21 protein-coding genes are annotated in these 23,503 nt (G+C 72.3%); 12 read left to right on the plus strand and 9 right to left on the minus strand.

The genetic code is table 11. From position 1 onward, the window contains the following. The first annotated feature begins 45 nt into the window (after nucleotides 1–45). From OV207_RS02010 to OV207_RS02020, 3 genes are all read left to right on the plus strand, one after another. The gene (locus OV207_RS02010; protein ID WP_267552095.1) at nucleotides 46–1,869 is read left to right on the plus strand and encodes a hypothetical protein; all 1,824 of its coding nucleotides are present in this window, start codon (nucleotides 46–48) and stop codon (nucleotides 1,867–1,869) included. Continuing rightward, nucleotides 1,866–4,127: a serine hydrolase domain-containing protein gene (locus tag OV207_RS02015; RefSeq protein ID WP_267552097.1), complete on the plus strand. Its 2,262-nt coding sequence runs from the start codon at nucleotides 1,866–1,868 to the stop codon at nucleotides 4,125–4,127. Before OV207_RS02010 ends, OV207_RS02015 begins: the two co-directional genes overlap by 4 nt. A 175-nt stretch (nucleotides 4,128–4,302) precedes the next feature. Beyond that, entirely contained in the window at nucleotides 4,303–5,205 is a 903-nt protein-coding gene (locus OV207_RS02020) for a zinc ribbon domain-containing protein (RefSeq protein WP_267552100.1), read from the plus strand. Between the two features lie 6 nt (nucleotides 5,206–5,211). Here the strand turns inward: OV207_RS02020 and OV207_RS02025 are convergent, their stop codons facing one another. From OV207_RS02025 to OV207_RS02040, 4 genes are all read right to left on the minus strand, one after another. Continuing rightward, nucleotides 5,212–6,288 carry a hypothetical protein gene (locus tag OV207_RS02025; RefSeq protein WP_267552104.1) on the minus strand — a complete coding sequence of 359 codons (1,077 nt, stop codon included), beginning with the start codon at nucleotides 6,286–6,288 and terminating at the stop codon, nucleotides 5,212–5,214. Nucleotides 6,289–6,384: 96 nt separating this feature from the next. After that, nucleotides 6,385–6,972: a hypothetical protein gene (locus tag OV207_RS02030; RefSeq protein WP_267552105.1), complete on the minus strand. Its 588-nt coding sequence runs from the start codon at nucleotides 6,970–6,972 to the stop codon at nucleotides 6,385–6,387. A gap of 66 nt (nucleotides 6,973–7,038) precedes the next feature. Beyond that, nucleotides 7,039–7,695: a metallophosphoesterase gene (locus tag OV207_RS02035; protein WP_267552107.1), complete on the minus strand. Its 657-nt coding sequence runs from the start codon at nucleotides 7,693–7,695 to the stop codon at nucleotides 7,039–7,041. An 86-nt stretch (nucleotides 7,696–7,781) separates the two neighbouring features. After that, complete coding sequence (locus tag OV207_RS02040) at nucleotides 7,782–8,642, minus strand: transcriptional regulator (protein ID WP_193346106.1); 861 nt, start codon at nucleotides 8,640–8,642, stop codon at nucleotides 7,782–7,784. 311 nt (nucleotides 8,643–8,953) lie between these two features. On the opposite strand from OV207_RS02040, the gene alr reads away from it, so the two are divergent. Next, nucleotides 8,954–10,165, plus strand: coding sequence for an alanine racemase (gene alr / locus OV207_RS02045; RefSeq protein ID WP_267552110.1), 1,212 nt, complete (start codon nucleotides 8,954–8,956; stop codon nucleotides 10,163–10,165). A gap of 9 nt (nucleotides 10,166–10,174) precedes the next feature. On the opposite strand, the gene OV207_RS02050 is transcribed toward alr, so the two are convergent. Further along, entirely contained in the window at nucleotides 10,175–11,233 is a 1,059-nt protein-coding gene (locus tag OV207_RS02050; RefSeq protein WP_267552112.1) for a lysophospholipid acyltransferase family protein, read from the minus strand. Nucleotides 11,234–11,331: 98 nt separating this feature from the next. Here OV207_RS02050 and OV207_RS02055 point away from each other — a divergent pair, with 98 nt between their 5' ends. Then, the gene (locus OV207_RS02055; RefSeq protein ID WP_193346108.1) at nucleotides 11,332–14,088 is read left to right on the plus strand and encodes a M1 family metallopeptidase; all 2,757 of its coding nucleotides are present in this window, start codon (nucleotides 11,332–11,334) and stop codon (nucleotides 14,086–14,088) included. 88 nt (nucleotides 14,089–14,176) lie between these two features. Here the strand turns inward: OV207_RS02055 and OV207_RS02060 are convergent, their stop codons facing one another. Then, a complete protein-coding gene (locus tag OV207_RS02060; RefSeq protein ID WP_193346109.1) occupies nucleotides 14,177–14,929 on the minus strand; it encodes an enoyl-CoA hydratase in 753 nt (250 codons plus the stop codon). Between the two features lie 11 nt (nucleotides 14,930–14,940). Further along, nucleotides 14,941–15,852 (minus strand): ribose-phosphate diphosphokinase, encoded by a 912-nt coding sequence (locus OV207_RS02065; RefSeq protein ID WP_267552114.1) that lies wholly within the window; start codon nucleotides 15,850–15,852, stop codon nucleotides 14,941–14,943. A 130-nt stretch (nucleotides 15,853–15,982) separates the two neighbouring features. Here OV207_RS02065 and OV207_RS02070 point away from each other — a divergent pair, with 130 nt between their 5' ends. The 4 genes from OV207_RS02070 (at nucleotide 15,983) to orn (ending at nucleotide 19,003) form a co-directional block, all read left to right on the plus strand. Beyond that, the gene (locus tag OV207_RS02070) at nucleotides 15,983–16,678 is read left to right on the plus strand and encodes a phosphoribosyltransferase (RefSeq protein ID WP_193346111.1); all 696 of its coding nucleotides are present in this window, start codon (nucleotides 15,983–15,985) and stop codon (nucleotides 16,676–16,678) included. A 56-nt stretch (nucleotides 16,679–16,734) separates the two neighbouring features. Further along, the gene (locus OV207_RS02075; RefSeq protein WP_267552118.1) at nucleotides 16,735–17,190 is read left to right on the plus strand and encodes an archease; all 456 of its coding nucleotides are present in this window, start codon (nucleotides 16,735–16,737) and stop codon (nucleotides 17,188–17,190) included. Next, nucleotides 17,191–18,390, plus strand: a complete 1,200-nt coding sequence (locus OV207_RS02080) for an OsmC family protein (protein ID WP_267552121.1) — start codon at nucleotides 17,191–17,193, stop codon at nucleotides 18,388–18,390. It begins immediately after the preceding gene. Nucleotides 18,391–18,454: 64 nt separating this feature from the next. Beyond that, the gene (orn, locus tag OV207_RS02085; RefSeq protein WP_193346114.1) at nucleotides 18,455–19,003 is read left to right on the plus strand and encodes an oligoribonuclease; all 549 of its coding nucleotides are present in this window, start codon (nucleotides 18,455–18,457) and stop codon (nucleotides 19,001–19,003) included. Nucleotides 19,004–19,016: 13 nt separating this feature from the next. On the opposite strand, the gene OV207_RS02090 is transcribed toward orn, so the two are convergent. Both OV207_RS02090 and OV207_RS02095 read right to left on the minus strand, forming a co-directional pair. Further along, nucleotides 19,017–19,385 (minus strand): response regulator, encoded by a 369-nt coding sequence (locus tag OV207_RS02090; RefSeq protein WP_193346115.1) that lies wholly within the window; start codon nucleotides 19,383–19,385, stop codon nucleotides 19,017–19,019. A 199-nt stretch (nucleotides 19,386–19,584) separates the two neighbouring features. Beyond that, nucleotides 19,585–21,132 carry an AMP-binding protein gene (locus OV207_RS02095; RefSeq protein ID WP_267552774.1) on the minus strand — a complete coding sequence of 516 codons (1,548 nt, stop codon included), beginning with the start codon at nucleotides 21,130–21,132 and terminating at the stop codon, nucleotides 19,585–19,587. A 40-nt stretch (nucleotides 21,133–21,172) separates the two neighbouring features. Between OV207_RS02095 and OV207_RS02100 the strand changes: the two genes are divergently transcribed. The 3 genes from OV207_RS02100 (at nucleotide 21,173) to OV207_RS02110 (ending at nucleotide 23,483) form a co-directional block, all read left to right on the plus strand. Continuing rightward, nucleotides 21,173–21,904 (plus strand): hypothetical protein, encoded by a 732-nt coding sequence (locus tag OV207_RS02100; RefSeq protein ID WP_267552124.1) that lies wholly within the window; start codon nucleotides 21,173–21,175, stop codon nucleotides 21,902–21,904. 36 nt (nucleotides 21,905–21,940) lie between these two features. Then, nucleotides 21,941–22,510: a hypothetical protein gene (locus OV207_RS02105; RefSeq protein ID WP_267552126.1), complete on the plus strand. Its 570-nt coding sequence runs from the start codon at nucleotides 21,941–21,943 to the stop codon at nucleotides 22,508–22,510. 388 nt (nucleotides 22,511–22,898) lie between these two features. Continuing rightward, on the plus strand, nucleotides 22,899–23,483 hold the full coding sequence (locus tag OV207_RS02110) for a hypothetical protein (RefSeq protein ID WP_267552128.1): 585 nt from the start codon (nucleotides 22,899–22,901) through the stop codon (nucleotides 23,481–23,483). Nucleotides 23,484–23,503: the final 20 nt, after the last annotated feature.

Consider the following 23,503-nt stretch of genomic DNA (forward strand, 5'->3'; position numbering starts at 1 on the left):
GGGAACATGCGCAGCCCCGGGCTTTCGTCTACGCTCGGGGGTCACATGACGGTTCCCGAAGTCTCGCGGGGGCGCGAGCGGGCGTGGCTGTTCGCCCTCCTGGCGGGTGCCCTGCTCCCCGGGTGCGAGTCCCGCACACCCTCTCACCGAATCCCCCTCACGACGCCGCTGGAGAAGCCCGCCGCGTCAAAGCCCGTGCGTCCGGAGCCGACGCTGTCCGCGCCGACCCCGGAGCCTCCGGTGCCGGAGGCGGCCTCCGCCCGGGCCCCGGTGGAGGCTTCGCGACGGGGGGATGCGTCCGCTGATGCATCGGTGCCGGTGCAGGCTTCGCGGCGGGTGGATGCGTCTGACAAGCCAGGTGCCCCGGTGGAGGCTTCGCGCGGGGGCACGTCCGCCGAGGCCCAGGTGCTGGGGGTGGAGGCTTCGCGCCGGACGGGCACGTCCGCCGGTGCCCTCGCTCCGGCGCGGCAGGAGGCGGCCGACACGCATGCGCGGATGCAGGCCGTGGCGGTGGTGGGGGAGGCGAACCGCCTCGCGCCGCCCCTGCGCGGCGCGCTCCGCGCCATGCCTCCCACCACCGAGCAGAGCCGCCGCCTGCATGCGCTGGGGACGCGGTTGATGACGCCGGGCGGTGCGGTGGAGGCTCCGTGTCTTGAACCCACGGACACCGGCTGCGCGCGCTCCGCGCTGACGCCGTTCTTCGCCGCGCTGGATGGGCTGGTCACGGGCGCCGGGGAGGCGACGAAGGCCCCCACGGTCATCGCCGCGTTCGGCAACTCGCTCATCGCGGGGGACCGCATCGTGGACGTGATGCGTGACGAGCTGGTCGCCGGCTTCGGCGGGGCGGGGCGGGGCGTGCTGCTGGTGGACCGCATGGCGCCGTACGGAGGGAGGACGCGCACGGCCGCCGTGAGCAACGGCTGGCAGCCGCGCACGCTGGGCGAGCTGCGCGCGCCGCCGCACCCGTTCGGCATCACCGGCGTGTACCACGTGGCCACCGAGGCCCGGGCCCGGGGCCGCTTCAAGCTGGAGGGCGAGCCGCGCGGGACGCTGTGGTGGAGGGACGTGAAGGACGCGGGCCGCCTCGTCGTGTCCGTGGACGGCGCGGTGCTGGTGCGCACCGAACCCCAGGGGGATGGGGCCAGCCGCACCACGTCCTTCGACCTGCCCGCGGGGGCGAAGTGGCTGGACGTCACGGCCGAGCGCCCGGGCGCCATCGTCCAGGGCGTGGTGCTCCAGCAGGACGGGCCGGGCATCGTGCTGGACATGCTCGGGGTGCCGTCCGCGGATGCCACGCTGTACTCGCGGCTGGAGGAGGACGCGCTGAAGGCGCAGCTCGCGCAGCGCGACCCGAAGCTGTTGCTCTTCTTCCTGGGAGGCAACGAGTCCAAGCGCCTGGAGTGGAAGCGCACCGACCTGGACACCGTGCGCCGGGACCTGACGGCCCTCCTGCGCCGCACCCGCGCCGTCTCCCCCGGGAGCGCGTGCCTGGTGGTGGGGCCCATGGACGCGGTGCAGGACGGGCACGTCAAGGGCAAGCCGCTGACGCAGCGGCCGTTCCTGGAGGCCACCATCCTCATTGAGCGCGAGGTGGCGCTCGCGGAGGGGTGCGGCTTCTTCAGCCTGTTCGCCGCGATGGGCGGCGCGGGTTCGCTCGCGCGCTTCAACCAGGCGGGGTTCATGCACGACGACCTGGTGCACCCGCGCGGGCAGGGGTTGGACCTGCTGGGGCAGCTGGTCTCGGATGCGCTGCTCCAGGCCTGGGTGGAGCAGGGCACGCCGCTGGCGCCGCCGCTCACGTCCTCGCGCGAGGAGGCCCCGACGTGGCCCGCCGAGGCAAGCAAGCCGACCGCGGAGGACGTGCGATGAGGCGTGCCTTCGTCGCGCTGTGGCTGTTCGTGGGCGCGGCGCCCGCGCCTGTCGAAGCGAAGGCGGCCGTGCCCGCGCCGGAGTCCCGCGCGAAGTCCGCGGCCCCCGCGCCGGAGCCCCGCGCGAAGGTCGCCTCGGAGTTCCCGCCGGAGGTGGCGCGGGCGCTGGACGCGCTGGTGCGCGCGGACCTGAAGCAGGGCCCCACGGCGGGACTGTCGGTGGGGGTGATGCGCGGCGGCCAGCGGTGGACGCGCGGCTATGGCCTCCGCGACCTGGGCAAGAAGCTGCCGGCCACGGTGCGCACCACGTACCGCATGGCGTCCATCACCAAGTCCTTCACGGCGGTCGCGGTGATGCAACTGGCGCAGGCCGGCAAGCTGGACCTGGACGCGGACATCCGCACGCTGGTGCCCGAGTACCCGGTGAAGCAGTGGCCGGTGACGGTGCGGCAGTTGCTGGGACACCTGGGCGGGGTCCCCACCTACGACAGCCCGAGCGCGGGCAACAACACGAAGCCGGTGTCCACGCGCGAGGCCATCGGCTTGTTCGCGGAGCGCCCGCTCGTGTCGGAGCCGGGCACGCGCTACCTGTACACGACGTGGGGCTTCAACCTGCTGGGCGCGGCGGTGGAGACGGCGTCCGGCCAGTCCTACCGCGAGTACCTGCGCGACCACGTCTTCGGGCCCGCGAACATGACCCACGCGGACCTGGACGTGCTGGGCACCCGTGACGCGCAGCACGCGCTGGGCTACCGCGTGGCGGGCGGCGCGCTCAAGCCGTCGCGCTTCCTGGACGTGACCAGCCGCTTCGCGGGCGGCGGCACGCGCGCGACGGTGGAGGACCTGCTGGGCTTCGCGCGCGCGGTGCTGGACGACGCGCTGGTGACGAAGGCGACGATGGGCCGCATGCAGGCGACGATGGTGACGCGCGACGGGCGCATCACCGACTACGGCATGGGCTTCGCGACCTACCCGCTCCGGGGCCACTACATCGTGGCGCACGCGGGCGGCCAGCCGGAGACGACGACGCTGCTGGTGCTGCTGCCGGCGGAGGACACGGCCATCGCGCTGGCCACCAACGTGGAGGACGAGGCGAAGCGGCTGCGCCGGCTGTCCCTGCGGTTGATGGAGACGGTGCTGGACGAGGGCGCGCCGGCGCGGGGCGGCCACTTCACGGACCCCGTGGACGCGGTGGCGTACGAGGGCATGGGCCGGCTGGCGAGCTACGGGCTCGCCTACCACGACTGGGCCACGCGAGGGCCCGGCGCGCTGCCGCCGGAGGCGGACCTGACGGGCGCGTTCGCGAAGGTCGAGGCGCTGCTCGAACGGGCCGCCATCGCGCGAGACACGCGGGGCGCGATGGAGCGGATCCGCGGCGCGCACGAGCCCCGGGGCGAATCCGTCTTCATCCGCGTGGGCGCGCACATGGCGGCCACGGTGGAGAAGGTGCTGGGCGTGGAGCGGCTGCGCGCGTACCGGACGCAGGGCGCGGCGGCCTTCTTCGCGGACTACCTGGCCGCGTGCGAGTCGCTGAAGTGCCCGGAGTCGGAGCGCTTCAACAAGGGCGTGCGGGACGACGTGGCGCGCTTCGTCGCGGGGTGGAAGCGCGCGGAGGTGCCGGCGCTGCGGCGCTCGCGGCTGGAGGACGTGAAGGACCCCGAAGGGCTGTGGCCCACGCTGAAGGAAGCGGCGGCGCGCGCGCCCTCGGTGCGGCCGGACTACACGGATGAGCTGCTGACGCTGGCGGACCGCGCGAAGCGCAAGCCGGCGGAGCGGATGCGCTGGCTGGAGCGCGCGACGGAGCTGCACCCGGAGTCGATGGACGCGCACCTGGCGCGGGCGGTGGGGTTGCTCGAAGCGGGCCGTGAGTCGGAGGCCGGGCCGCACGTGCGCGAAGCGTTCGAGACGCCAGAAGGGTCGCTGGTGCTGTCGCCCACGGGCTTCCTGCGGAGGCTGCTGGACACGCGCTCACCGAAGGTGGCCCGGGGGCTGCTGCGCACGGCGGTGACGCTGCATCCGGACGCGCCCGAGCTGTGGGATGCGCTGGCCAAGCGCGAGCGGGCCCTGGGCGACGCGGGCGCGGCGAAGGTGGCGCAGGGGCAGGCGAAGCGCGCCCGCCAGGTCCGGGCGGCGCAGGAGGCCCGGGCTCCGCTTCCGCCGGGCATCGTGGCGCCCGCCGGGAGCGCGCCGGACAAGGCGCCCAGTGGGACCACGTCGCCTTCGGTGCCGGTGGATCCAGAGGCCCCACCGGAGCCGTAGGGCGGGACCTCCGCGAGGGGGCGGCGGTGTGTGTGGGGCCGCCAGGAGCCCTGGCCTCGGGCGCGAGGGCCTCGACAGGTGCTTCAGGTCCGGAGCGCGGGGCCGCCCGCGCGGTGCGTGTGTCCTGGAAGGCCGCATGCTCGGAGGAGGCCGGGCCGTGCGAGGATGCGCGGCGATGACGCCTTCCTGTCCTTCTTGTCAGGCCCCCTTCGTTCCCGGCGCACAGACGTGTGGCGCGTGTGGTGCCGCGCTGCTGGTGGCGCCGACCCCCGGAAGCTCCGAGCCTGTCTGCGCGGTGCATCCGCAGTGGCGGAGCGTGGGCACCTGCGCCCGGTGCGGTGCGTTCGCCTGCGCCAGTTGCCTGCGCCAGGGCTCCGAGGGCGGGGTGTGCGCGAGCTGCCATGACCGCGCGCCCATGGGCACGGTGCCGTGGGACCGGCGTGGGGAGCTGGGGACGCTCAAGGCGTTCTGGCAGACGTGCCTGGGCATGCTGATGCGGCCCACGGAGACGCTCAAGGGCATCAACCCCGACGCGCCGGTGGGCAGCTCGATGACCTTCGTGCTGCTGACGGCGGTGGCGGGCTTCGTGACGACCGGCCTGCTCTACGCCGTCATCTTCGGCGGCATCATGGCGTTCGTGCCCGAACCGGAGGGGAGCACCCCGGACAACCCCATCAGGCCCCAGAGCGCGAAGCTGTTCGTGGTGGTGGGGATGCTGGTGTGGACGGTGCTGATGCCCCTGGTCAGCGCGGGCATGACGTTCGTGAACGCGGGCATGGACCACCTCCTGCTGCGCATGGGCGGCGTGGAGCGTGGCTTCTCGGTGACGATGCGCGCGCACGCGCTCTCCCTGGCGCCCTACATCGTCGGCGTCATCCCCTTCGTGGCGCTCTACTCCGCGCCCTTCTGGGCCATGGGCCTGCGCGTGGTGACGTACCGGACGCTGCACCGCACCACCTGGGGCACCGCCGCGGCGGGCGCGCTCCTGGCGCCGGTGCTCTCCTGCTGCATCTGTGGCGGCGGCTACGCGGCCATCATGTTCGCGGTGTTCAAGGGCGTGTCGGGCAGCGGGGACTGAGCGGCCCTACGGCGGGCCGGACGCGGCGGTGGCGCCGTGGGGCACCCGCGGGCTGGCGGTGGGCCAGAAGCGGGCGCCGCGAAGCCCGTCGAAGGACGCGGCCAGCCGCTTGGAGTCCAGGTCGTAGACGCGCGCCTGCGTCGTGCCCGCGAGCAGCAGCAGGTCTCCGCGCGCCATCGCCTGCACGGGGCTCCGGGCGGACAGGCCCAGGCCCTGGGGCTCCGCGAGGTGGCCGTCATCCACCTCCCAGCGCACCGGCATCATGAGCGTGGTCTGCTCCCCCGCCGTCCGCCAGGCGAAGAGCGGACCGCTCCGGGTCTCCACGCGCGCCCAGCCGCCGAACACGTCGTGGCCCCGGTGCGCCACCACGGCGTCGAGCCGCGCGGCCTCCTGGCTGTCTTCCTCCAGGGACTGGAGCGCCAGCGCGTCTGGATCCACCGACACGGTGGAGGACACCAGCATCTCCGTCGTGGTGAGCGCGAACACGGCGTCCGCGTCGTCGCCCGTGGCCACGGTCTCGATGCGCTTCCACACGCCGGCCTCCAGGCGGAACGCGTGCGCCAGCCCCGCCCCTTCCTCCGTCTCCGGGATGGGGATGCGCCGGCCCTCGAAGAGGAAGACCTCCCTCGCGCCGTCCGCGCGGCGCACCAGGTCCCCGGTGTGCGCGACCAGGGCCACCAGCCGGCCCACCGAGTCGAACCCCACCGCCCCCGTCAGGCCCTCCTCGGGCAGCAGCTGCGCCGCCGACTGACCGGAGGTGAGGTCCACCACCCACACGCGCCCGGGCCCCCGCGCGCTGCCGGCCGGGTCGCGCACGGCCGCGTGCCGTCCATCCGCGCTCCACGCGAACTGGAGCCCGTCACACGCCGCATCCACCGTGAGCAGGGCCCTGCGTCTGCCGTCGGACTCCAGGCGCAGCCAGGTACAGCCCGACGGCGCCGCGTCCTCCAGCACGGAGAGCGAGAACGGCGCCACCTTCACCGGCGCCAGCGGGACCTCCGGCTCGGGCACGGAGGGCTCCGGGGGCTTCTGACAGGCGCTCATGAGGAGCACGGCGCTGACGAGGCACGAGGCGCGGACCATGTGCAACCCTCCCGGAAAAAGATGACCACCATGTAATATGGCAGAAATCCGGGTAAGAGCGGAAGACACTTGGAGCGCACATGGTGTCACCGGACATCAGGTTCCGGGAACGGCCTCGGTCGTGGGCAGGGGCGCGGGCGCTTCCTCGGACGCGGCGAAGGCCTTCTCGAACTCAGGGCTGGAAACCAGCTTCTTCAAGAAGTCCTGGGTGGCCGGCATGAAGGCCTGCGCGGTCAGATTGCAGGCGTTGTCTCCAATGGGGCTGCTGGAGAAGCTGCTCACGTGGGACACCTGGAAGGGCTGCACGGGGCTGGCGGAGACGCTCGCGGCCAGGTTCCAGGTTCCGTCTATCGAGCTGAAGTCGAGCTCGTGGAACTTCGCGGAGAGCTCCACCTTGCTCTTGTCCGAGTAGACCCCCGCCATGCGCAGCTCATCCCGGAGGGCCGCCTGGAGGTACTGCTCGAAGGTCTTCTGGTCCGGCGGAGCCACCGGGCCCGCGCCGCGACAGAGGATTTCCCGCTGGGGCCCGGACTCCGAAATGAAGTCAGACACCTTGAGCGCGCCCTGCGGGTACTTCTTCTGCAACGACCGGAGCATCTCCACGTTGTCGACGGACACCGAATAACGCGTGACCGTATAGGCTGGACACGCGGAGAGCAGCAACGCAGCGACGACGACACCCATGCCTTGAATCGAGCGGACCAATCGGTTTCCCCCTGTGAAAGGTGGTCCGACTCTAGCGTCCTGCCCCTACAGCGCCATGTATGCGCGCGCCGCCGGCACGGAGTAGAACTTCCCTTCCGGCAGCACGTACGCGGTGAGCTTCCCGCCGTACACGCAGCCGGAGTCCAGCCCCAGCGCGAAGGGGTGCTTCTGCAGGCCGCGCATCGCGTCATGGCCGAAGACGACCAGCTCCGGGCCCTTCCACAGGCTGCCCCAGGGCTCTCCCGCCTCCAGCCGCTTCGACGGCGTCCCGTCCGCCGCGATGCTGCGCATGTTCAGCAGGAACTCCTCCTTCTGCTCCCCGATGGGCACCCCGGGCACCAGGCCCGCGTGCACCGCGACCACGTTCAGCTCCGGGAAGTGCGCGTAGGCGGGCAGCGTCGCCAGGTACGCCCAGTCCTCCGCCGTCAGCGTGTCCAGCACCTGCCGGTGCTCCGGCTTGAGCTTCTTGCCCTTCGCCGCGCGGCCCGCGTGCCAGCGCAGCACGTGCGCGTCGTGGTTGCCCTTCACCGCCCGGAAGCCGTGCTCCCGCGCCCGCCGCACCACCCCCGCCGAGTCCGGCCCCTTCGCCACCAGGTCCCCCACCAGCACCACCCGGTCCGCCGGACTCCAGTCACACGCCTTCAGGAGCGCATCCAGCTCGCTGGAACAGCCGTGCACATCCCCGATGAAGAGCGTTCGCATCCCACCCCCCTCTTAACGCACTGGCCGCGTCCGCCCTGCCCGGTTTCTCGGGCCCCTGACGTCCAGGGCGGGGCTCGCGCGCCGCGTCACTCGGAGTGGGTGCGCAAGAGCCGGCTCAGGCTCACGTCCAATTGACTGGAGATGAGCCGCAGCACGCTGTCCAGCTGCGAGCGCGTCAGCCGCAGCCGCTCCGTCAGCCGCTGCCGCGTCCCGTCCAGCAGCTCCTCCTGCGCCCCCACCACCCAGCGCGCCGCCGTGGAGCGGTGCACCCCGTAGAGGGCCCCCAACTGGTCGATGCCCAGCCCGTCCAGGTACTTCAGCCGCAGGAAGTTGCGCTGCCGCGCCGACAGGGCCGCCAGCGCCGCCTGGAACGACGCGCTGAACTCCGCCCGGTACGTCTGCTTCAGGTACGCCAGCTCCGGGTCATCCCCGGGCGCCACCAGCATGGACAGGTCGCCGTCCTCCGACTGCCCCTGCCCGGAGCGCTGGCGCTGCCAGTCCAGCGCCAGCCACAGCGCCGCCGCGCGCACCCAGCCCGCCAGCGGCCCCGTGCCCGGGTAGGCGGCCAGCCGCGCCGGCGCGTCCGCGCTCCCCACCAGCATCCGCTGCCGCAAGAGCTGGCGCACCTCGTCCAGGCCCGCCGCGGGCAGCTTCAGCCGCGCCACCGCCGCGTCCACCTCCGGCATCAGGCGCGACTCGAAGGTCGCCAGCGCCGTGGGCAGCCCGTCCGCCGCCGCCCGCGCCAGGTACACGTCCGCCATGTGCAGCTTGCCCCAGGCCTCCTCGTTGCCCTCCGCCGGGACGAGCCGGGCCAGGTGCGCCGCGAAGCGCGGGCCCTCCAGCGTCACCCCGGGCCAGGACTGACGGGCCGCCTCCAGCGCCGCCGCCAGCCGCTCCTGGAGGACGGGCAGGGCACCAGGGGGCTCCGCTCTTCCTCGGGCGGTCATGAACGCCTGGGCTAGGGGCAAATCCGGAGGGGCCACGCCACGGAACACTATCACCGGCCCCTGTCACGCCGCCGAACCACTCCCCACGCCGCAACCGCTTTCCCGGAGTCCAGGTGTCCCCCGGGACACGCTCCGGCCCCATGCGTGTCCACCCCCGCACGCCCTCCGCGCCAGGAAGGGCAGCCGCCCCGGGCAGGCCCCCTGTCCGCCCGGGTGGCATCCGGCCCCCGTGGCTCCCCGGCCACGGACGCCCATGGCCCGGCCTTTGCTGGTAGACGGCGGAGCGCGCAGCGGTTGGAAGGCGTGGAGGTGTGCACGTGGAGCGAGTCGGTGGTGGGCCCGGGGACGCGGTGCACTCCTCGTGGTTGGAGCTGAGCGCATCCCACCTCCAGCACAACGTGGCGGCCTTCCGCGCGCTGGAGTCGTCGGGCCCCACGCCCCGGGCGCTGGGCGCGGTGCTCAAGGGCAACGCGTACGGCCACGGGCTCGGGCAGGTGCTGCCGCTGGTGCACGCGGGCGTGGACGTCCTCTATTTCATCGCGCCCCAGGATGCGCTCACGGTGCGCGCGCACGAAGCCGCGCACGGCCTGCCCGCGCGCCAGGTGGTGGTGCTGGGCGCGGTGGCCCCCGAGGAGGCCGTCGTCCTGGCGGGCCTCGGCATCGACGTGGTGGTGGCCGACCGCTCCTGGGCGGACGCGGTGCCGGGCCTGCGCGCGGCGAAGCTCCCCCGCCCCCTGCGCGTGCACGTGCACCTGGACACGGGGCTGGGCCGCGAGGGCTTCACGGCGGATCAGCTCCCGAAGGAGACACGGTTCCTCGCGGACGCGCCCGACGTGTTCGAGCCCGTGGGCGTGCTCAGCCACTTCGCCAACACGGAGGACGTGACGGAGCAGGGGTACGCGCTCGCGCAGCTGGACGCGTTCGAGACGGGGCTCGCGCACCTGACCGCGCAGCTGAAGCCCGCGCGGCCGCTGCAGCGCCACATCGCCGCGAGCGCCGCCGCGCTGGTGCTGCCCCGGTCGCGCTACGAGGCCGCGCGGGTGGGCATCTCCCTGTATGGCCTGTGGCCGTCACCGGAGACGCGGCTGTCGGCGCGGCTGGTGCTGGGGGAGCTGCCGGTGCTCAAGCCGGTGCTGTCGTGGCGGTGCAGGAGCCAGGTGGTGAAGTGGCTGCCCGCGGGCAGCTACGTGGGCTACGGCTGCACGTACCGCTGCCCGGAGCCCACGCGCCTCGCGGTGCTGCCGGTGGGCTACTACGACGGGTATCCGCGCCTCGCGTCAGGCAAGGCGCACGTCCTGGTGAACGGGCGCCGGTGCGCGGTGCTGGGCCGCGTGATGATGAACCACCTGATGGTGGACGTGACGCGCGCCGTGTCCGACGAGCGCCCGGTGACGGCGACGCTGCTGGGCCGCGATGGCGAGGAGTCCGTGTCCGCCGAGTCCCTGGCCGGCTGGGCGCAGACCATCCACTACGAGCTGCTCACGCGCCTGGGCGCGCACCTGCGCCGCGTGGTGGTGGCGTAGGCGCGCGCCTCAGTCCCTGCGTGCCGGCTCGGCGACCGTGCCCTGCGTCAGCCCCGGCGAGGCCGCGCTCACCAGCGCGGCGGCGGGCGGCTGCACCTTCCAGCGGCGGTGCAGCCACAGCCACTGCTCCGGATGCCGGCGGATGGCGCGCTCCAGCCCCGCCGTCACCCGGGCCGTGTGCTCGGTGATGGGGTCCGCGAACTCGCCCGGCGCGGGGGCCGGGATGGGGCCCTCCACCTCCAGGCGGAAGCGCGCGCCCGGTCCCGGCGGACGCACGCCCACCACCACGAACACCGGCATGCCCGTGCGCTCCGCGGCCACCGCCATCGCGGGCGTCGTGGACGCGAGCCTTCCGAAGAACGGCACGAACACCGCCGCCTTCGCCGGAAGCGCCTGGTCCAGCAGCATGAACGCGGACTCGCCCCGGTGCACCGCGGCGGTGACCTCCTGGATGGCGCCCTTCGGGTAGATGAGCCCCGCGCCCGCGCCCAGCCGGTTCTCCGCGATGCGCGTGTTGAGCGCGCCCTTGAGCGGGCGCACCAGCGCGTTGAGCGGCACGCCCAGGCGGATGAGCATCTGCCCGACGAGCTCCCAGTTGCCGAAGTGCGCCGTCGCCAGCAGCACCCCCTTGCCCGTGGCCACGTGCGCCTTGAGCGCAGCCCACGCCTCCTCGCCTTCAATGCCCTGCTGGTCCCAGTCCGGCGCCATCCGGTCGCCGGACGGCAGCGACTCCACCACCACGCGCGCCATGGTGATGTACGCCCCCCTCGCGATGGCGCGGCGCTCCTGTTCGCTCTTCTCCGGCATCGCGTGCGCCAGGTTGTCCAGCGCCACCTTGCGGCGGATGCCCAGCGTGTAGGCCAGGTTCCCCACGAAGCGCGCCAGCGCGTCCCGCGCTCCCGGCGACAACGCGGTGAGCAACGCCCAGACGCCGCGCGTCAGCAGCGCCACGATGGGGCCGGGCGGCTCGCCGATGATGCGGCGCAGGTGCTCCGGTGGCTTCCTTCCCTCGTCGGGAGGGGTGTTCGTTTGCGCTGGGGGCGGATGGGCGGAGAGCGGGGAGGACACGGTGGCGCACTCCACCGCGAACACGACCTGACAGCAAGGCCACGCGCCGCTTGCTCGGCGCTACCTTGCCCGGCCGGTCTACGACACACTCCCCGGCCATGCCCAACCTGCTCCGTCCGGTGGCCCTGGCCACCGTTACCTTCCTCGCGGCATGCGGTGCCCGACAGGGCAACGCTCCCGCGCCCGGCTCCGTCGAGACACCGCCCGTCACCCAGGCACCCGCCGCGCCCACGCCTCCGGGCCTGCGGCTGCCCACGGAGGTGCGCCCCACCCAGTACGCCATCGTGTTGAAGATGGATCCGAAGGTGGAGACCTTCGAAGGCACCGTCGACATCACGCTGGACGTGACGAAGCCCACCCGCGTCGTGTGGCTGCACGGCAAGGGCCTTATCGTGAAGGAGGCCTCCATCGAACAGGGCGGCGTGAAGCTGCCGGTGAAGCCGTCGTCCAGCGGCGAGGACTTCCTGGGCCTGTCGCTGGAGAAGCCCCTGGCCGTGGGCGGCGCGAAGCTGCACCTCGTCTACACGGGCACCGCGTCCGAGCGTGAGACCTCCGGCGCCTTCCGCGTCAACGAGGGCGGCGACTGGTACGTCTACACGCAGTTCGAGCCGCTGGGCGCCCGCCGCGCATTCCCGTCCTTCGACGAGCCGTCCTTCAAGGTGCCCTTCCAGCTCACCTTCCACGTGCCGCAGGGCAACGTGGCCGTCACCAACACGCCGCAGCTCGCGGAGGAGGCCGGCGCGGACGGCTGGCGCATCTTCCGCTTCGCGCCCACGCAGCCCCTGCCCAGCTACCTCATCGCGTTCGGCGTGGGCCCCTTCGACTTCCTGCCCGCCCGGGACGCGGGCCTCAAGCACGTCAAGACGCGCATCATCACGCCGAAGGGCCGCGCCAGCGAGGGCGCGTGGGCCGCGAAGGTGACGCCCGACATCCTGGAGCAGCTGGAGAAGTACTTCGGCATCCCGTACGCGTACGAGAAGCTGGACGTGCTCGCGGTGCCGCTGATGGGCGGCGCCATGGAGAACCCGGGCCTCGTCACGTTCAACTCGCGCCTCATCCTGTCGCGGCCGGAGGACGACTCGGTGGGCCGCCAGCGCGCGTTCGCGAACGTGCAGGTGCATGAGCTGGCGCACCAGTGGTTCGGCAACCTCGTCACCATGGCGTGGTGGGACGACCTGTGGCTCAACGAATCGTTCGCCTCGTGGATGACGCCGCGCATGGTGGAGTCGTGGCAGCCCACCTGGGACGGGCCGGTGGAGCGCGTGCAGCAGCGCAACAGCGCCCTGGACGCGGACAGCCTCGTGGCCGCGCGCTTCATCCGCCAGCCCATCCGTGACTCGGGCGACATCCAGAACGCCTTCGACGGCATCACCTACGGCAAGGGCAGCGCGGTGCTGGCCATGACGGAGGCGTGGCTGGGCCGGGAGGTCTTCCAGAAGGGCATCCAGCGCTACATCCGCGCGCACGCGGGCGGCAACGCCACCGCGAAGGACTTCGTGGCCGCGCTGTCCGCGGAGTCCGGCAAGGACGTGGCCTCCGTGCTGAACAGCTTCCTGGACCAGACGGGCGCGCCCTTCATCACCGCGACCCTGCTGTGTGACGGAGGCAAGCCGCGCGTGGCGCTCTCCCAGCAGCGCTACCTGCGCCTGGGCTCGAAGACGCCGGACATGGCCCAGACGTGGAAGGTGCCCGTGTGCGTGAAGTACCCGGGCGCCACCCAGGACGCCACCGCGTGCACGCTGATGACGCAGGCCCAGGCGGAACTGCCGCTGCCGGAGGCCAAGGCGTGCCCGGCGTGGGTGTTCCCGAACGCGGACGGCGCGGGCTACTACCGCGTGCGGCTGGCGGACGACACGCGCGCGAAGCTGATGAAGGCGGGCCTGACGAAGCTGTCGCGCGCCGAACGCGTGGTGCTGCTGGGCGACGCGCTGGCGCTGGCGCAGGCGGGCGTGCTACCCGCGGCGGAGGCCCTGCCCCTGCTCACGCGCGTGGCGGAGGATCCGGACCGCCAGGTGCTGGAGGCCGGCCTGGACCTGCTCGACCTGGTGTCGTCGCGGCTGCTCACGCCCGCGCAGGCGCCGGAGCGCGCCCGCTACATCCGCGACACCTTCGGGCCGCGCGCGCGCAAGCTGGGCTTCAAGCCCCGCGCGGGTGAGAGCGAGGACACGCGCCTGCTGCGTCCGCGCCTGCTGGAGCTGGCCGGCAACGAGGGAGACGACCCCAAGCTCATCGCCGAGGCGCGCACGCTGGCGGACCAGTGGCTGAAGGACCGGCGCGCGGTGGCCCCGGAGGTGGTGGGGCCCGTGCTCTCCATCGCCGCGAACCACGGCGACGCGGCCTTCAACACGAAGCTGGTGGAGGCGCTGCGCGCGGAGAAGGACCGCTACACGCGCCAGCAGCTCTTGGGCGGCCTGTCCCAGGTGAGCGACCCGAAGCTGGTGAAGGAGAACCTCGGCATGCTGCTGGAGCCGAAGACGGACCTGCGCGAGAGCCTGTGGCTGCTGTTCGGCGCGTCGCGCGACCCGCGCACGCGTGACACGGCCGTGGACTTCGTGAAGACGAACTTCGACACGCTGGTGGGCACCGGGGGCAAGCCGGGCCTGCTGCCGGAGGGCATGGGCTCGCGGCTGCCCTACGTCGGCGCCGGGTACTGCGACGCGGGCAAGCGCCAGGAGCTGGCGACCTTCTTCGAGCCGCGTGGCAAGGAGCTCCCCGGCTCCGAGCGCGTGCTCCAGCAGGTGCTGGAGATCGTCGACCAGTGCGGCGCGCTGAAGGAGAAGCAGGGCGACAGCATCGGGTCCTTCCTGTCCGGCAAGGCCCCGAAGACGCCCCAGGCGCCGCCCGCGCCGCTGTAGTCCGTCAGGCCGCGCGTTGAAACGACACCGGGCCCGCGTGACGTCACGCGGGCCCGGCTGTTTTCATGGGGACTTCGCGAAGCGGCGGCTACTTCCGGCCGCGCGTCATGAAGGACATGAGGGCCTCGCGGGCCTCGTCGGAGTGCAGGCGCTGGATGAACTCCGCGCCTTCGCGCTTCATCGTGGTCTCCACCTGCTCGCGCAGCGGGCCGCGGATGAGCTGCTTGGTCACCTTCAGCGCCTCCATGGGGCGGGTGGCCAGGGCGCGCGCGCGCTCGGTGGCGACCTCCTTGAGCTGCGCCTCCGGGACGGCCTTGTTGATGATGCCGGCGCGCAGCGCGGTGCCCGCGTCGAACGGGTCCCCGAACAGCAGCAGCTCCGACGCCAGCGCGAAGCCCGCCGCGCGGGGGAGCAGCAGGCTGCTGCCACCTTCCGCGCACAGGCCCAGGTTGACGAAGGGCATGCAGAAGCGCGCCTTCTCCCCGGCCACCACGTAGTCACAGTGCAGCAGCATGGTGGTGCCGATGCCCACCGCCGCGCCCTCCACGGCGGCCAGCACGGGCTTGGCCATGTTGGCCAGGGCGCGCAGGTAGCGGAACACGGCGCTGTCCTCGCCCGCGGGCGGGTGCTCCACGAAGTCGCCAATGTCGTTGCCGGCGGTGAACGCGCCGCCCGCGCCGGACAGCAGCACCACCCGGACGTCGTCCCGGCGATCCGCGTCCAGCAGGGCGGCCGTAGCGGCCTCGTACATGGCGTGGGTGAAGGCGTTCTTCTTCTCCGGCCGGTTGAAGGTGACGGAGAGGACCCCCGCTTCGAGCTGCGTCAGGACAGTGTCGGACATGGCCGGGCAGACTAACGCGCGTCGGGCGAGAGTGCGCGCAAGAGCAGCGGGGCCAGGGTCACCACCTGGTGGGGAAAGGGCACGCCCTGGCGGGGCTCCACGCTGTCCGTGCTCACCAGCCGCTTGACGGGCACGCCGTGCAGGCGCTCCAGGGCGGGGCCCACCAGCAGGGCGTGCGTGGTGGCCAGGATGAAGTCGTCCACGCACCCCTCGCCCTTGAGCTCCTTCGCCGCCGCGGCCAGGGTGCCGCCGGTGGAGATCATGTCGTCCACCAGGATGGGGCGCATGCCGCGCACCTGGCCCAGCAGGCCCAGCGTCTCCACGTCGTTGCCGCTCAGCCGCGCCTTGTGCACCACCGCCCAGGGCCGGCCCAGGAGCTTGGCCAGCGCCTCCGCTCGCTTCACCGCGCCCAGGTCCGGCGCCACCACCACGGATGTGTCGGACACATGGGGGCGCAGCGCTTCAGCCAGGAGCGGGAGCGCGGACAGGTGCTCCAGCGGGGCGCCGAAGCAGCCCTCCAGCGCCGGGTTGTGCAGGTCCACGGTGAACACGCGCTCGAAGCGGCCGTGGGAGAGCAGGTCCGCCACCAGCCTCCCGCCCAGGGGCTCGCCAGCCCGGGCGCGCCGGTCCTGGCGCGCATAGCCCACGTAGGGAATCACGGCCTGGAGCGACGCGGCGCCCGCCCGCCAGCACGCGTCCGCGAGCAGCAGCAGCTCCAGCAGGTGCTCGCCCACGGGCGGCGTGGAGGTCTGGAGGAGGACGACGCGGCGGCCCCGGATGGCGTCGGGGGGCACTTCGATGTGCAGCTCCCCGTCCGGGAAGCGCTCCATCTTCGTGGCCACGGGCGAGACGCCGAACGCCTGGGCGAGCGCACGGCCGAGGTGGGGACTGGCACTGCCGACGACGAGGGCGGGTGGCGTCATGGGGCCCCACCCTAGCGCGGCTTTCCCTCGCGGTGCCCTGGCCTCCCGGGCATCCCACCGGGAGAGCCACTGCCTGTGTCTTCGGCGCCACGTTGGCGGGGAACGCGCACCTTCCGTGAGGAGGCGGTCAATGCGTTTCAAGGATCGGTCAGACGCCGGGCAGAAGCTCGCGGGGGTGTTGGCGCCCTACCGCTCCGCGGACGTGCGCGTGCTGGGACTGACGCGGGGTGGACCGAGCGTCGCCCTGGAGGTCGCCCGGGCGTTGGAGGCCCCCCTGGACCTGTGGGTGGCGCGCAAGGTGCGGGTCCCGGGACGCAACACCCACAAGTTGACGCTGGGGGCGGTGACCGAAGGCGGCGGGGTGTTCCTGGATGCGCAGGCCGCGCCCCAGTCCCCCCTGTCCGGCGCGCCGCTCCAGGACTTCCTGCGCGGGGAGCTGGAGGACGTGGAGAAGCAGGCCCGGCAGCTGCGGGGCGGGCCGACGCCGGACGTGCGGGGGCGCGTCGTGCTGCTGGTGGACGACGGCATGGTGACGGGCGCCACGATGGCCGCGGCGCTCCTGGCGCTCCAGCAGCGGGGGGCCCGTCAGCGCATCGTGGCGGTGGGCGTGGCGACGCCGGTCGCGCTGGAGCTCATCCGGGGCCGGGCGGACGCGGTGCACGCGCTGATGCTCAAGGTCGGGCTGCGCGAGGTGGCGGAGGTCTACGACTCGTTCCCCTCGCTCAGCGGGGACGAGCTGCGCCGGTGGCTCACGCGCGCGCGGGACTCCTCCCCGGCGCGCGCCTCCGGGGTGGCGCCGGACGTGGGCGGCGGATGGTGGTTTTGAAGCGGTCGGGGTTCGACCGGGAGGGCGAAGCGAACGAGGAAGGAACAGGAGGCCGTATGGACGTCGAAGCGGTGCAGTCGCAGGAAGGCAGACCCCACAACCACTGGGAACACTTCACGCGCGACGAGCAGCTGGGCGTGCGGGGCGTGGGCCGCTCCATGGAGCAGGCCTTCGAGATGGCGGCGCTGGCGCTCGCGGCGCTGGTGACCGAGCCCCAGCGCGTGGAGGCGCACGAGGAGCTGGAGGTGTCCTGTCATTCCGCGGACCATGACGAGCTGCTCGCGGAATGGCTGCGCGAGGTGGTGGGCGCGATGGCGGGCCGGCGCCTGCGCTTCCAGTGCTTCGCGGTGCGCCTGGATGGCCTGAACCTCTTCGGCCATGGCTTCGGCGAGCGGGCGGGGGCGGAGCGCCACGGCGCCAACGTGGCGGTGACGGGCGCGTCGTTCACCCAGGTGTCCGTGCGCCAGGGCCCCCATGGGGTGTGGACGGCCGAGGCGCTGGTGGACTTCTAGATGTCCGTGGCGCTGCCGGCGGGGGGCGGGCGGCTGGAGCTGCCCGCCGGAGTGCCCGTGGCGAGCGCGGTGCTGGTGTCGTGCTTCGCCTGCCTGGGCCACTCGCCCGGGCCGGAGCGGCTGGCGCGCGCGCTGGTGTCGCGGGGCTTCGCGGTGCTGCGGCTGGACTTCACGCAAGGCCCGGCCCCGGGAGGGCCCGCAGGGGAAGCACGCCCGGACACCGTGCCGAGCGTGGAGGCGGTGGTGGCCGCCTCGGCCTGGCTCGCCACGCGCGCGCCCGCGCCCCGGCTGCTGGTGGGCCACAGCCTGGGGGGCACGGCGGTGGTGGCGGCGCTGCCCCGGCTGCCGGACGTGGCGGCGGTGGCGCTGGTGAACGCGCCGTCCGGGGACCGCGAGGTGCGCGGGCTGCTGCCCCCCGGCGAGCGCGACGCGGAGGAGGGCGTGTTGGAACTGGGGCCCGGCCGGCTGCGCCTGCGGCGTGACTTCCTCGCCGCCATCGACGGGGCGGCGGTGGGGAGGGCGCTGGGGGGCTTTCCGGGCGCGCTGCTGGTGATGCAGGCCCCGGGGGACCGGTACGTGACGCTGGAGTGCGCGCGCACGCTGGTCGCGCACGCGCGCAGGCCGGCGAGCCTGGTGGTGCTGGATGGGGCGGACCACTTCCTGTCGCGCCCGGAGGACGCGGCCTGCGCGGCGGACCTCCTGGGCGCGTGGGCCGCGCGGCACGTGGCGCCGGTGGGCGAGCGTGAGGCGCCGCTGGCGGAGGGACAGGTGGAGGTGCGCGAGGCGGCCGAGGGCGGGCTGGCCCAGGACATCCGCGTGGGCTCGCACCGGCTGCGCGCGGACGAGCCGCTGACGCTGGGCGGGCGGGACTCGGGGCCCACGCCCTACGGGCTGCTGGCGGCGGCGCTGGGGGCGTGCACGGCCATGACGGTGCGCATGTACGCGGAGCGGCACGGCTGGCCGCTCACGCGGGTGCGCGTGCGCCTGGCCCACGACACGGTGCACGCGAAGGACTGCGCGGAGTGCGAGTCGCGGGTGGGGCGGGTGGACCGGCTGGAGCGCTTCGTCCGGCTGGAGGGCCCCCTGACGGACGAGCAGCGCGCCCGCCTGCTGCACGTCGCAGACCTGTGCCCGGTGCACCGCACGCTCGAATCCAAGGTGGACGTGCGGACGCGGTGGGACGATTCATCCACGGAGTGAGTGCTCCGGGGCCCGGGGCTGGTATAGGGAGCCTTCTTTCCCTTCGCGATCAGGATCTTCGTACATGCCCCGTGACACCCGCCTTGTGTGGCTCGACCTGGAGATGACCGGGCTCGACCCGGAGTCCTGCGGCATCATCGAGGTGGGCGTCATCATCACCGGCCCGGACCTGCGCCCCATCGCGGAGTTCGAGCGGGTCATCTGGCAGCCGGAGGAGATGCTCCAGCGCATGGAGCCCGTCGTGCGCGACATGCACACGAAGAATGGCCTCATCGAGAAGGTGCGCTCATCCAACGTGTCGCTGCGCGTGGCCGAGCGCGAGGTGACGTCCTTCGTCGCGGACCACTGCGAGCTGGGCGAGGGCATCCTCGCGGGCAACTCCATCCACACCGACCGGCGCTTCCTCATCAGCCACATGCCCATGCTGGACCGCTACCTGCACTACCGCATGGTGGACGTGACGAGCCTGAAGGTGCTGGTGCGCGCCTGGTATCCGGCGCTGGTGGAGCCGCGCAAGCCGCCCAGCGGGCACACCGCGCTGGCGGACCTGCGCTCCAGCCTCACGGAGCTGCAGTACTACCGGGACATCCTCTTCCGCGCGACGCCAGGCTAGCCGCCAGCCGTCGTCACACGCGGGCGGCCTCGGCGGGGAGCTGCCGGGCGATGGTGCCCAGCAGGTCGTCCAGTTCAAAGGGCTTGGCCAGGAAGTGCGAGCTGGCGCGGCGCTCTTCCTCGGTGAGCCGGCCGGCGCTCATCACCACCACGGGGATGTGGCGCAGGTCGGGGTGGGCGCGGATGCGGCGCAGCAGCTCGCCGCCGTCCATCACCGGCATCATCAGGTCCAGGAGCACGAGGTCGGGCTTCGCGGCCAGCAGCCGCTGGAGGCCCTCGTCACCGTTGTAGGCGGTGTCGATGTCGTACCCTTCCAGGGACAGGATGTCCTGGAGGGCCTCCACGATGGCCAGCTCGTCATCGACGATGAGCAGCCGCTTCATGCGCTCCCGGCCTTCACCGCCCGGATGTCCCACCTGGGCTCCTCCTGGAAGCAGGCGCAGGGGTGCGGCAGGCGGTGTCGGGGAGGAAGCGGCATCACGTAGGGGCTCCGGAAGCATCTGTTGGAGAAGGTAGGTCGCCTCGCGACTTCGGCCAGGGGCCGATGTGGGTTTTGTTGGGCAGGTGGCGGCCAGTGTGGTCTCAGGGGGATGACAGCCGCTCCCGGAGGACGTGCTTCTGGACCTTGCCCAGGGCGTTGCGGGGCAGGGCGTCGGTGAAGACGACGCGGCGCGGCTTCTTGAAGGCGGCCAGACGTTCGCGGCACCAGTCGACCAGGGCCTGGGCGTCCTGGGGCGCACCGGGAGTGGAGACGATGACGGCGACGACCTGTTCGCCGAAGTCGGCATCCGGCAGGCCCAGCACGGCGGCCTCGGCGACGGAGGGGTGTCCGGCGAGGACCTCTTCGACCTCGCGGGGGTAGACGTTGAAGCCGCCGCTGATGATGAGCTCGCGGGCGCGGCCGGTGATGCGCAGGAAGCCGTCGGGGTCGTACTCGCCCAGGTCGCCGGTGCGGAACCAGCTGTCGGCGTCGAAGGCCTCGGTGGTGGCGTCCGGGCGGCGCCAGTAGCCGGTGAAGACGTGGGGTCCGCGCACCTCGATTTCACCTGTCTCGCCGCAGGGCAGGACCGCACGCGAGCGCACGTCCACGACGCGGGCCTCCTGGCCGGGGAAGGGCATGCCCACGGTGCCGGGGCGGCGCTCGCCGTCGTAGGGCTGGGTGGTGTTCATGAGCGTCTCCGTCATGCCGTAGCGCTCCAGGATGCGGGCGCCGAGCTGGCCTTCGATGTCCAGGCACAGCTGGGGGCTCAGCGGCGCGGAGCCGGACACCCACAGGCGCAAGGCGCGCGGCTTCACGCCGGTGCGGCGCGACTCCTCCAGCAGGCGCCCGTACATGGTGGGCACGCCGAAGAAGAGGGTGAGGGACGCATCCCCGTGGAGGGAGGCGAGGGCTTCGGAGGCGACGAAGCGGCGGCGCAGGTCCACGCTGGCGCCGGTGAAGAGGGTGCCGTGCAGGCCCACCATGAGGCCGTGGGTGTGGAAGAGCGGCAGGGTGAGCAGCAGCCGGTCCGCGTCCGTCCAGCGCCACGCTTCGGTGACGGCGCGCACGTTGGCGAGCAGCTGCCGGTGCTGGAGCATGGCGCCCTTGGAGCGGCCGGTGGTGCCGGACGTGTAGCCCAGCACCGCGAGGTCCTCCGCGCCGGGCAGGGGCAGGGAGACGTGGGACGCGGCGCCCTGCGCGAGGATGTCATCGAAGGGCACGGTGGGCAGGGACGCGGGCAGGTCCGGCGGGGGCGGCTCCACGGTGATGAGCCATTGCAGCGCGGGGAGCTGGTCGCGCAGGGGCGCGAGTTCGGAGGCGCCCGACGTGCCGGTGACGCAGACCTTCACCTCCGCGTCGGAGAGGATGTGGGCCAGCTCGACCTGGCGGTACGCGGTGTTGACGAGCACGGCGACGCAGCCGGCGGCCTGGACGCCCAGCCAGGTGATGACGAACGCGTCGCTGTTCTCCAGGAAGAGGGCCACGCGCTCACCGGGAGCGAGGCCCCGGGCCTTGAGGCCGCGAGCGAACGCGGTGACGCGCTCCGCGAGCTGTCCGCGCGTGAAGGTGGTGCCCTCGAAGGAGAGCAGCGGGCGCGAGGGCGCGTGACGGGCATGGTCGAGGAACACTTCGAGCAGGGAGGCCGGCATGGTGCCCGCGAGCCTAGCTGGGACGGAGTACGGTGCGCGCATGTCCGTGCTCCATCAGGCGCTCCGAGTCCCCCTGGTGCTCGTGGGGCTGTCCTGTTCGGCGCCACGGCCCACCCCGGGTGTTGTCCGCGGCAGGCCCGGAGAGCGGCTCAAGAGCCTGCCGGGCCCCATGCCAGGGGTTGGACCGTTCGACACCTTTTCCGATGCATTGATCGCCGCCTGTCCGGTGATCCTCTCCAAGCCCCATGCGACCGCGGGACGCAAGGAGGCCCAGGACTTTCGCGTCCGCTGGCGCATCTCGAAGGAATACTGCGCTTGGCTGTATTACACGCCAGCCGGCAAGTACGAGATGAGCATGCTCACGGATCAGTCAGAGCAGGATGAGCTGGACCGCAGGAAGAGCTGCCTGTTGCCTGAGACGGTCGACGATGCCCGCTTCCCCGTGGGAAGCATCAAATATGTCTTTGCCTTGCACAACCATCCCTACGAGGGGCGGCTGTCGGACGGGGACATCCGGACGATTGTTTCAATGGGTCGGTTGCATGAGTGGGTCGTGGATGTGGGCGGGAAGAGGGTGCCCCTCTCCATCGTCGCGTTCTTTTCGAACTCCGACGACCTGGGTCAGCCGTCATGCGATGGCTTCTTCCAGTACATTCCGGTGAATGGTGAGTTGAAGAAGTGGACCGGGGATGCCTCCGGCGGGTGGCGTCAGGAGATGCTTGGCACCGTGACCTGGCAGGATGAAGAGCACTACCGGATCGATGAGAAGTAGCGTGCGCACGCGCCAGTGCCCTGCCAGGAGCAACCCATGAAGAGGCTCCATTCCATCCTGGTGCTCGCGCTCCCACTCGCGAGCTGCCTGCGACCTCCTGCCGTCCTTCCAGCGCGGTACGAGGAGGACCTCTCCATCACATTCCCTGCGTTCTTCGCGCAGCCCTCCATCTCCCTGGACACGGAGGGAACGGTGTACGAACTGGATGGCGACACCCTGAGGGCGCTCTCCATCGCGACCCAGGACCTGCTTCCGCCCCAGGACAAGGCGCTCCCATGTGGCAGCCGACTGGAGTCCCAGCGCTACCGGGTGGTTCGCCAGGGAGAGCTCTTCTTCATCCGCGTCGACGAGGATCCCAAGGCGTGTGGCCGCGCGCACCCTGCCCTCGACTCGGGCGCGAGCTATGCCATCCACCGCGATGGCCGCATCCTCCGCCGGCTCATGGACGGCGCAGCCGACGTGACGTCACCCTCGGGTTCAGGAGGGAACTCCACCTCGGGAGCGCCCGGGACTGCCTCTCCCGGTTCACTGGGAGAAGGGCCCTCGCCGTTCCTGCCGCCCTCCTGGCAGGACGCGGGGGTTCCAGTCCCTGTTCCCGAGCCGTGAGTCATGTCAGGGCGCTGGGAGCCCTTGAACGCCGCCGGGCAGGACAGGGCCTGTAGGAGGGGCGTGATACATTCAAGCCTCCTCCGTGCGGCGCCGACGCAAGGGTCATCCCGACATGTCCAGCCTCTGGCTCAACGTCCCCTTCCTGTATTGCCGCTTCCGGATGCTCATCTCGCATTCGGTGCGCGAGAAACCGGATGCCGGCGTTGTTTCAACACACGACGCGCAGGTGGTCATTGCGGGGGCGTTCCGGCTTCAAGCGGCCCACGGTGCCCGGGCCCCGTACTTCTCCAACGGCCAGGCGGTGTTTCGGGTCCAGGGTCGGTGTGTGAATGAATTGGTCCAGGTTGGTTCGGCGGGTCGGATGGAAGTGAAGACCACGATGGTCATGTCTGGAGTCACCACGCCAAACGGGGTCTCCCTGAGCATCGATCCTGACTTCGACCATCAAGGGGACTTCCGGACAGGGGCTGACGGTCGTGAGCCCTTCGCCGCGATGCAGGTCGACACCGTGCGCAAGATGACGGGCGAGAACCTGAACCACACCGAGCAGGAACACTCCGTGGATCAGTTTCGGGTCAAGTTCTCCCTGCTCCAATGGAAGATTCCGGAGACGCCGGGGGAGCTGCGCTTCGATGAAACCTCCTGCACCAGCCTCGAAGCCATCGACTGCTGTCGGTGGAACTGCGAGCGCCCGAAGATCTCCGGCGTCCTGCGGCTCACGCCCGGCATCCCGGCCTTTCGCATCGTGGATGACTCCATGGAGCAGAACCCCATTCCGAACTGTCGCATCCGCGTCCGGGGCCCGGGCCGCCAGGAGCAGGAGTTCGAGACCGACGCGCACGGTGAGGTCTTCATCCCCCGCACCGGCGATGAGGTCTACACCCTGCTCGGCGTCGTCCAGGACGAAGCCCCCCTGGCCGGCGCGCTCCTGGGTGGATGGACCGTCGAGTCCATGCCGGACCTGCCCTGAACCTCCTTCCCGACCGACAC

Source organism: Corallococcus sp. BB11-1 (assembly GCF_026626625.1).
In the GTDB taxonomy this organism is placed as follows: Bacteria; Myxococcota; Myxococcia; order Myxococcales; family Myxococcaceae; genus Corallococcus; species Corallococcus soli.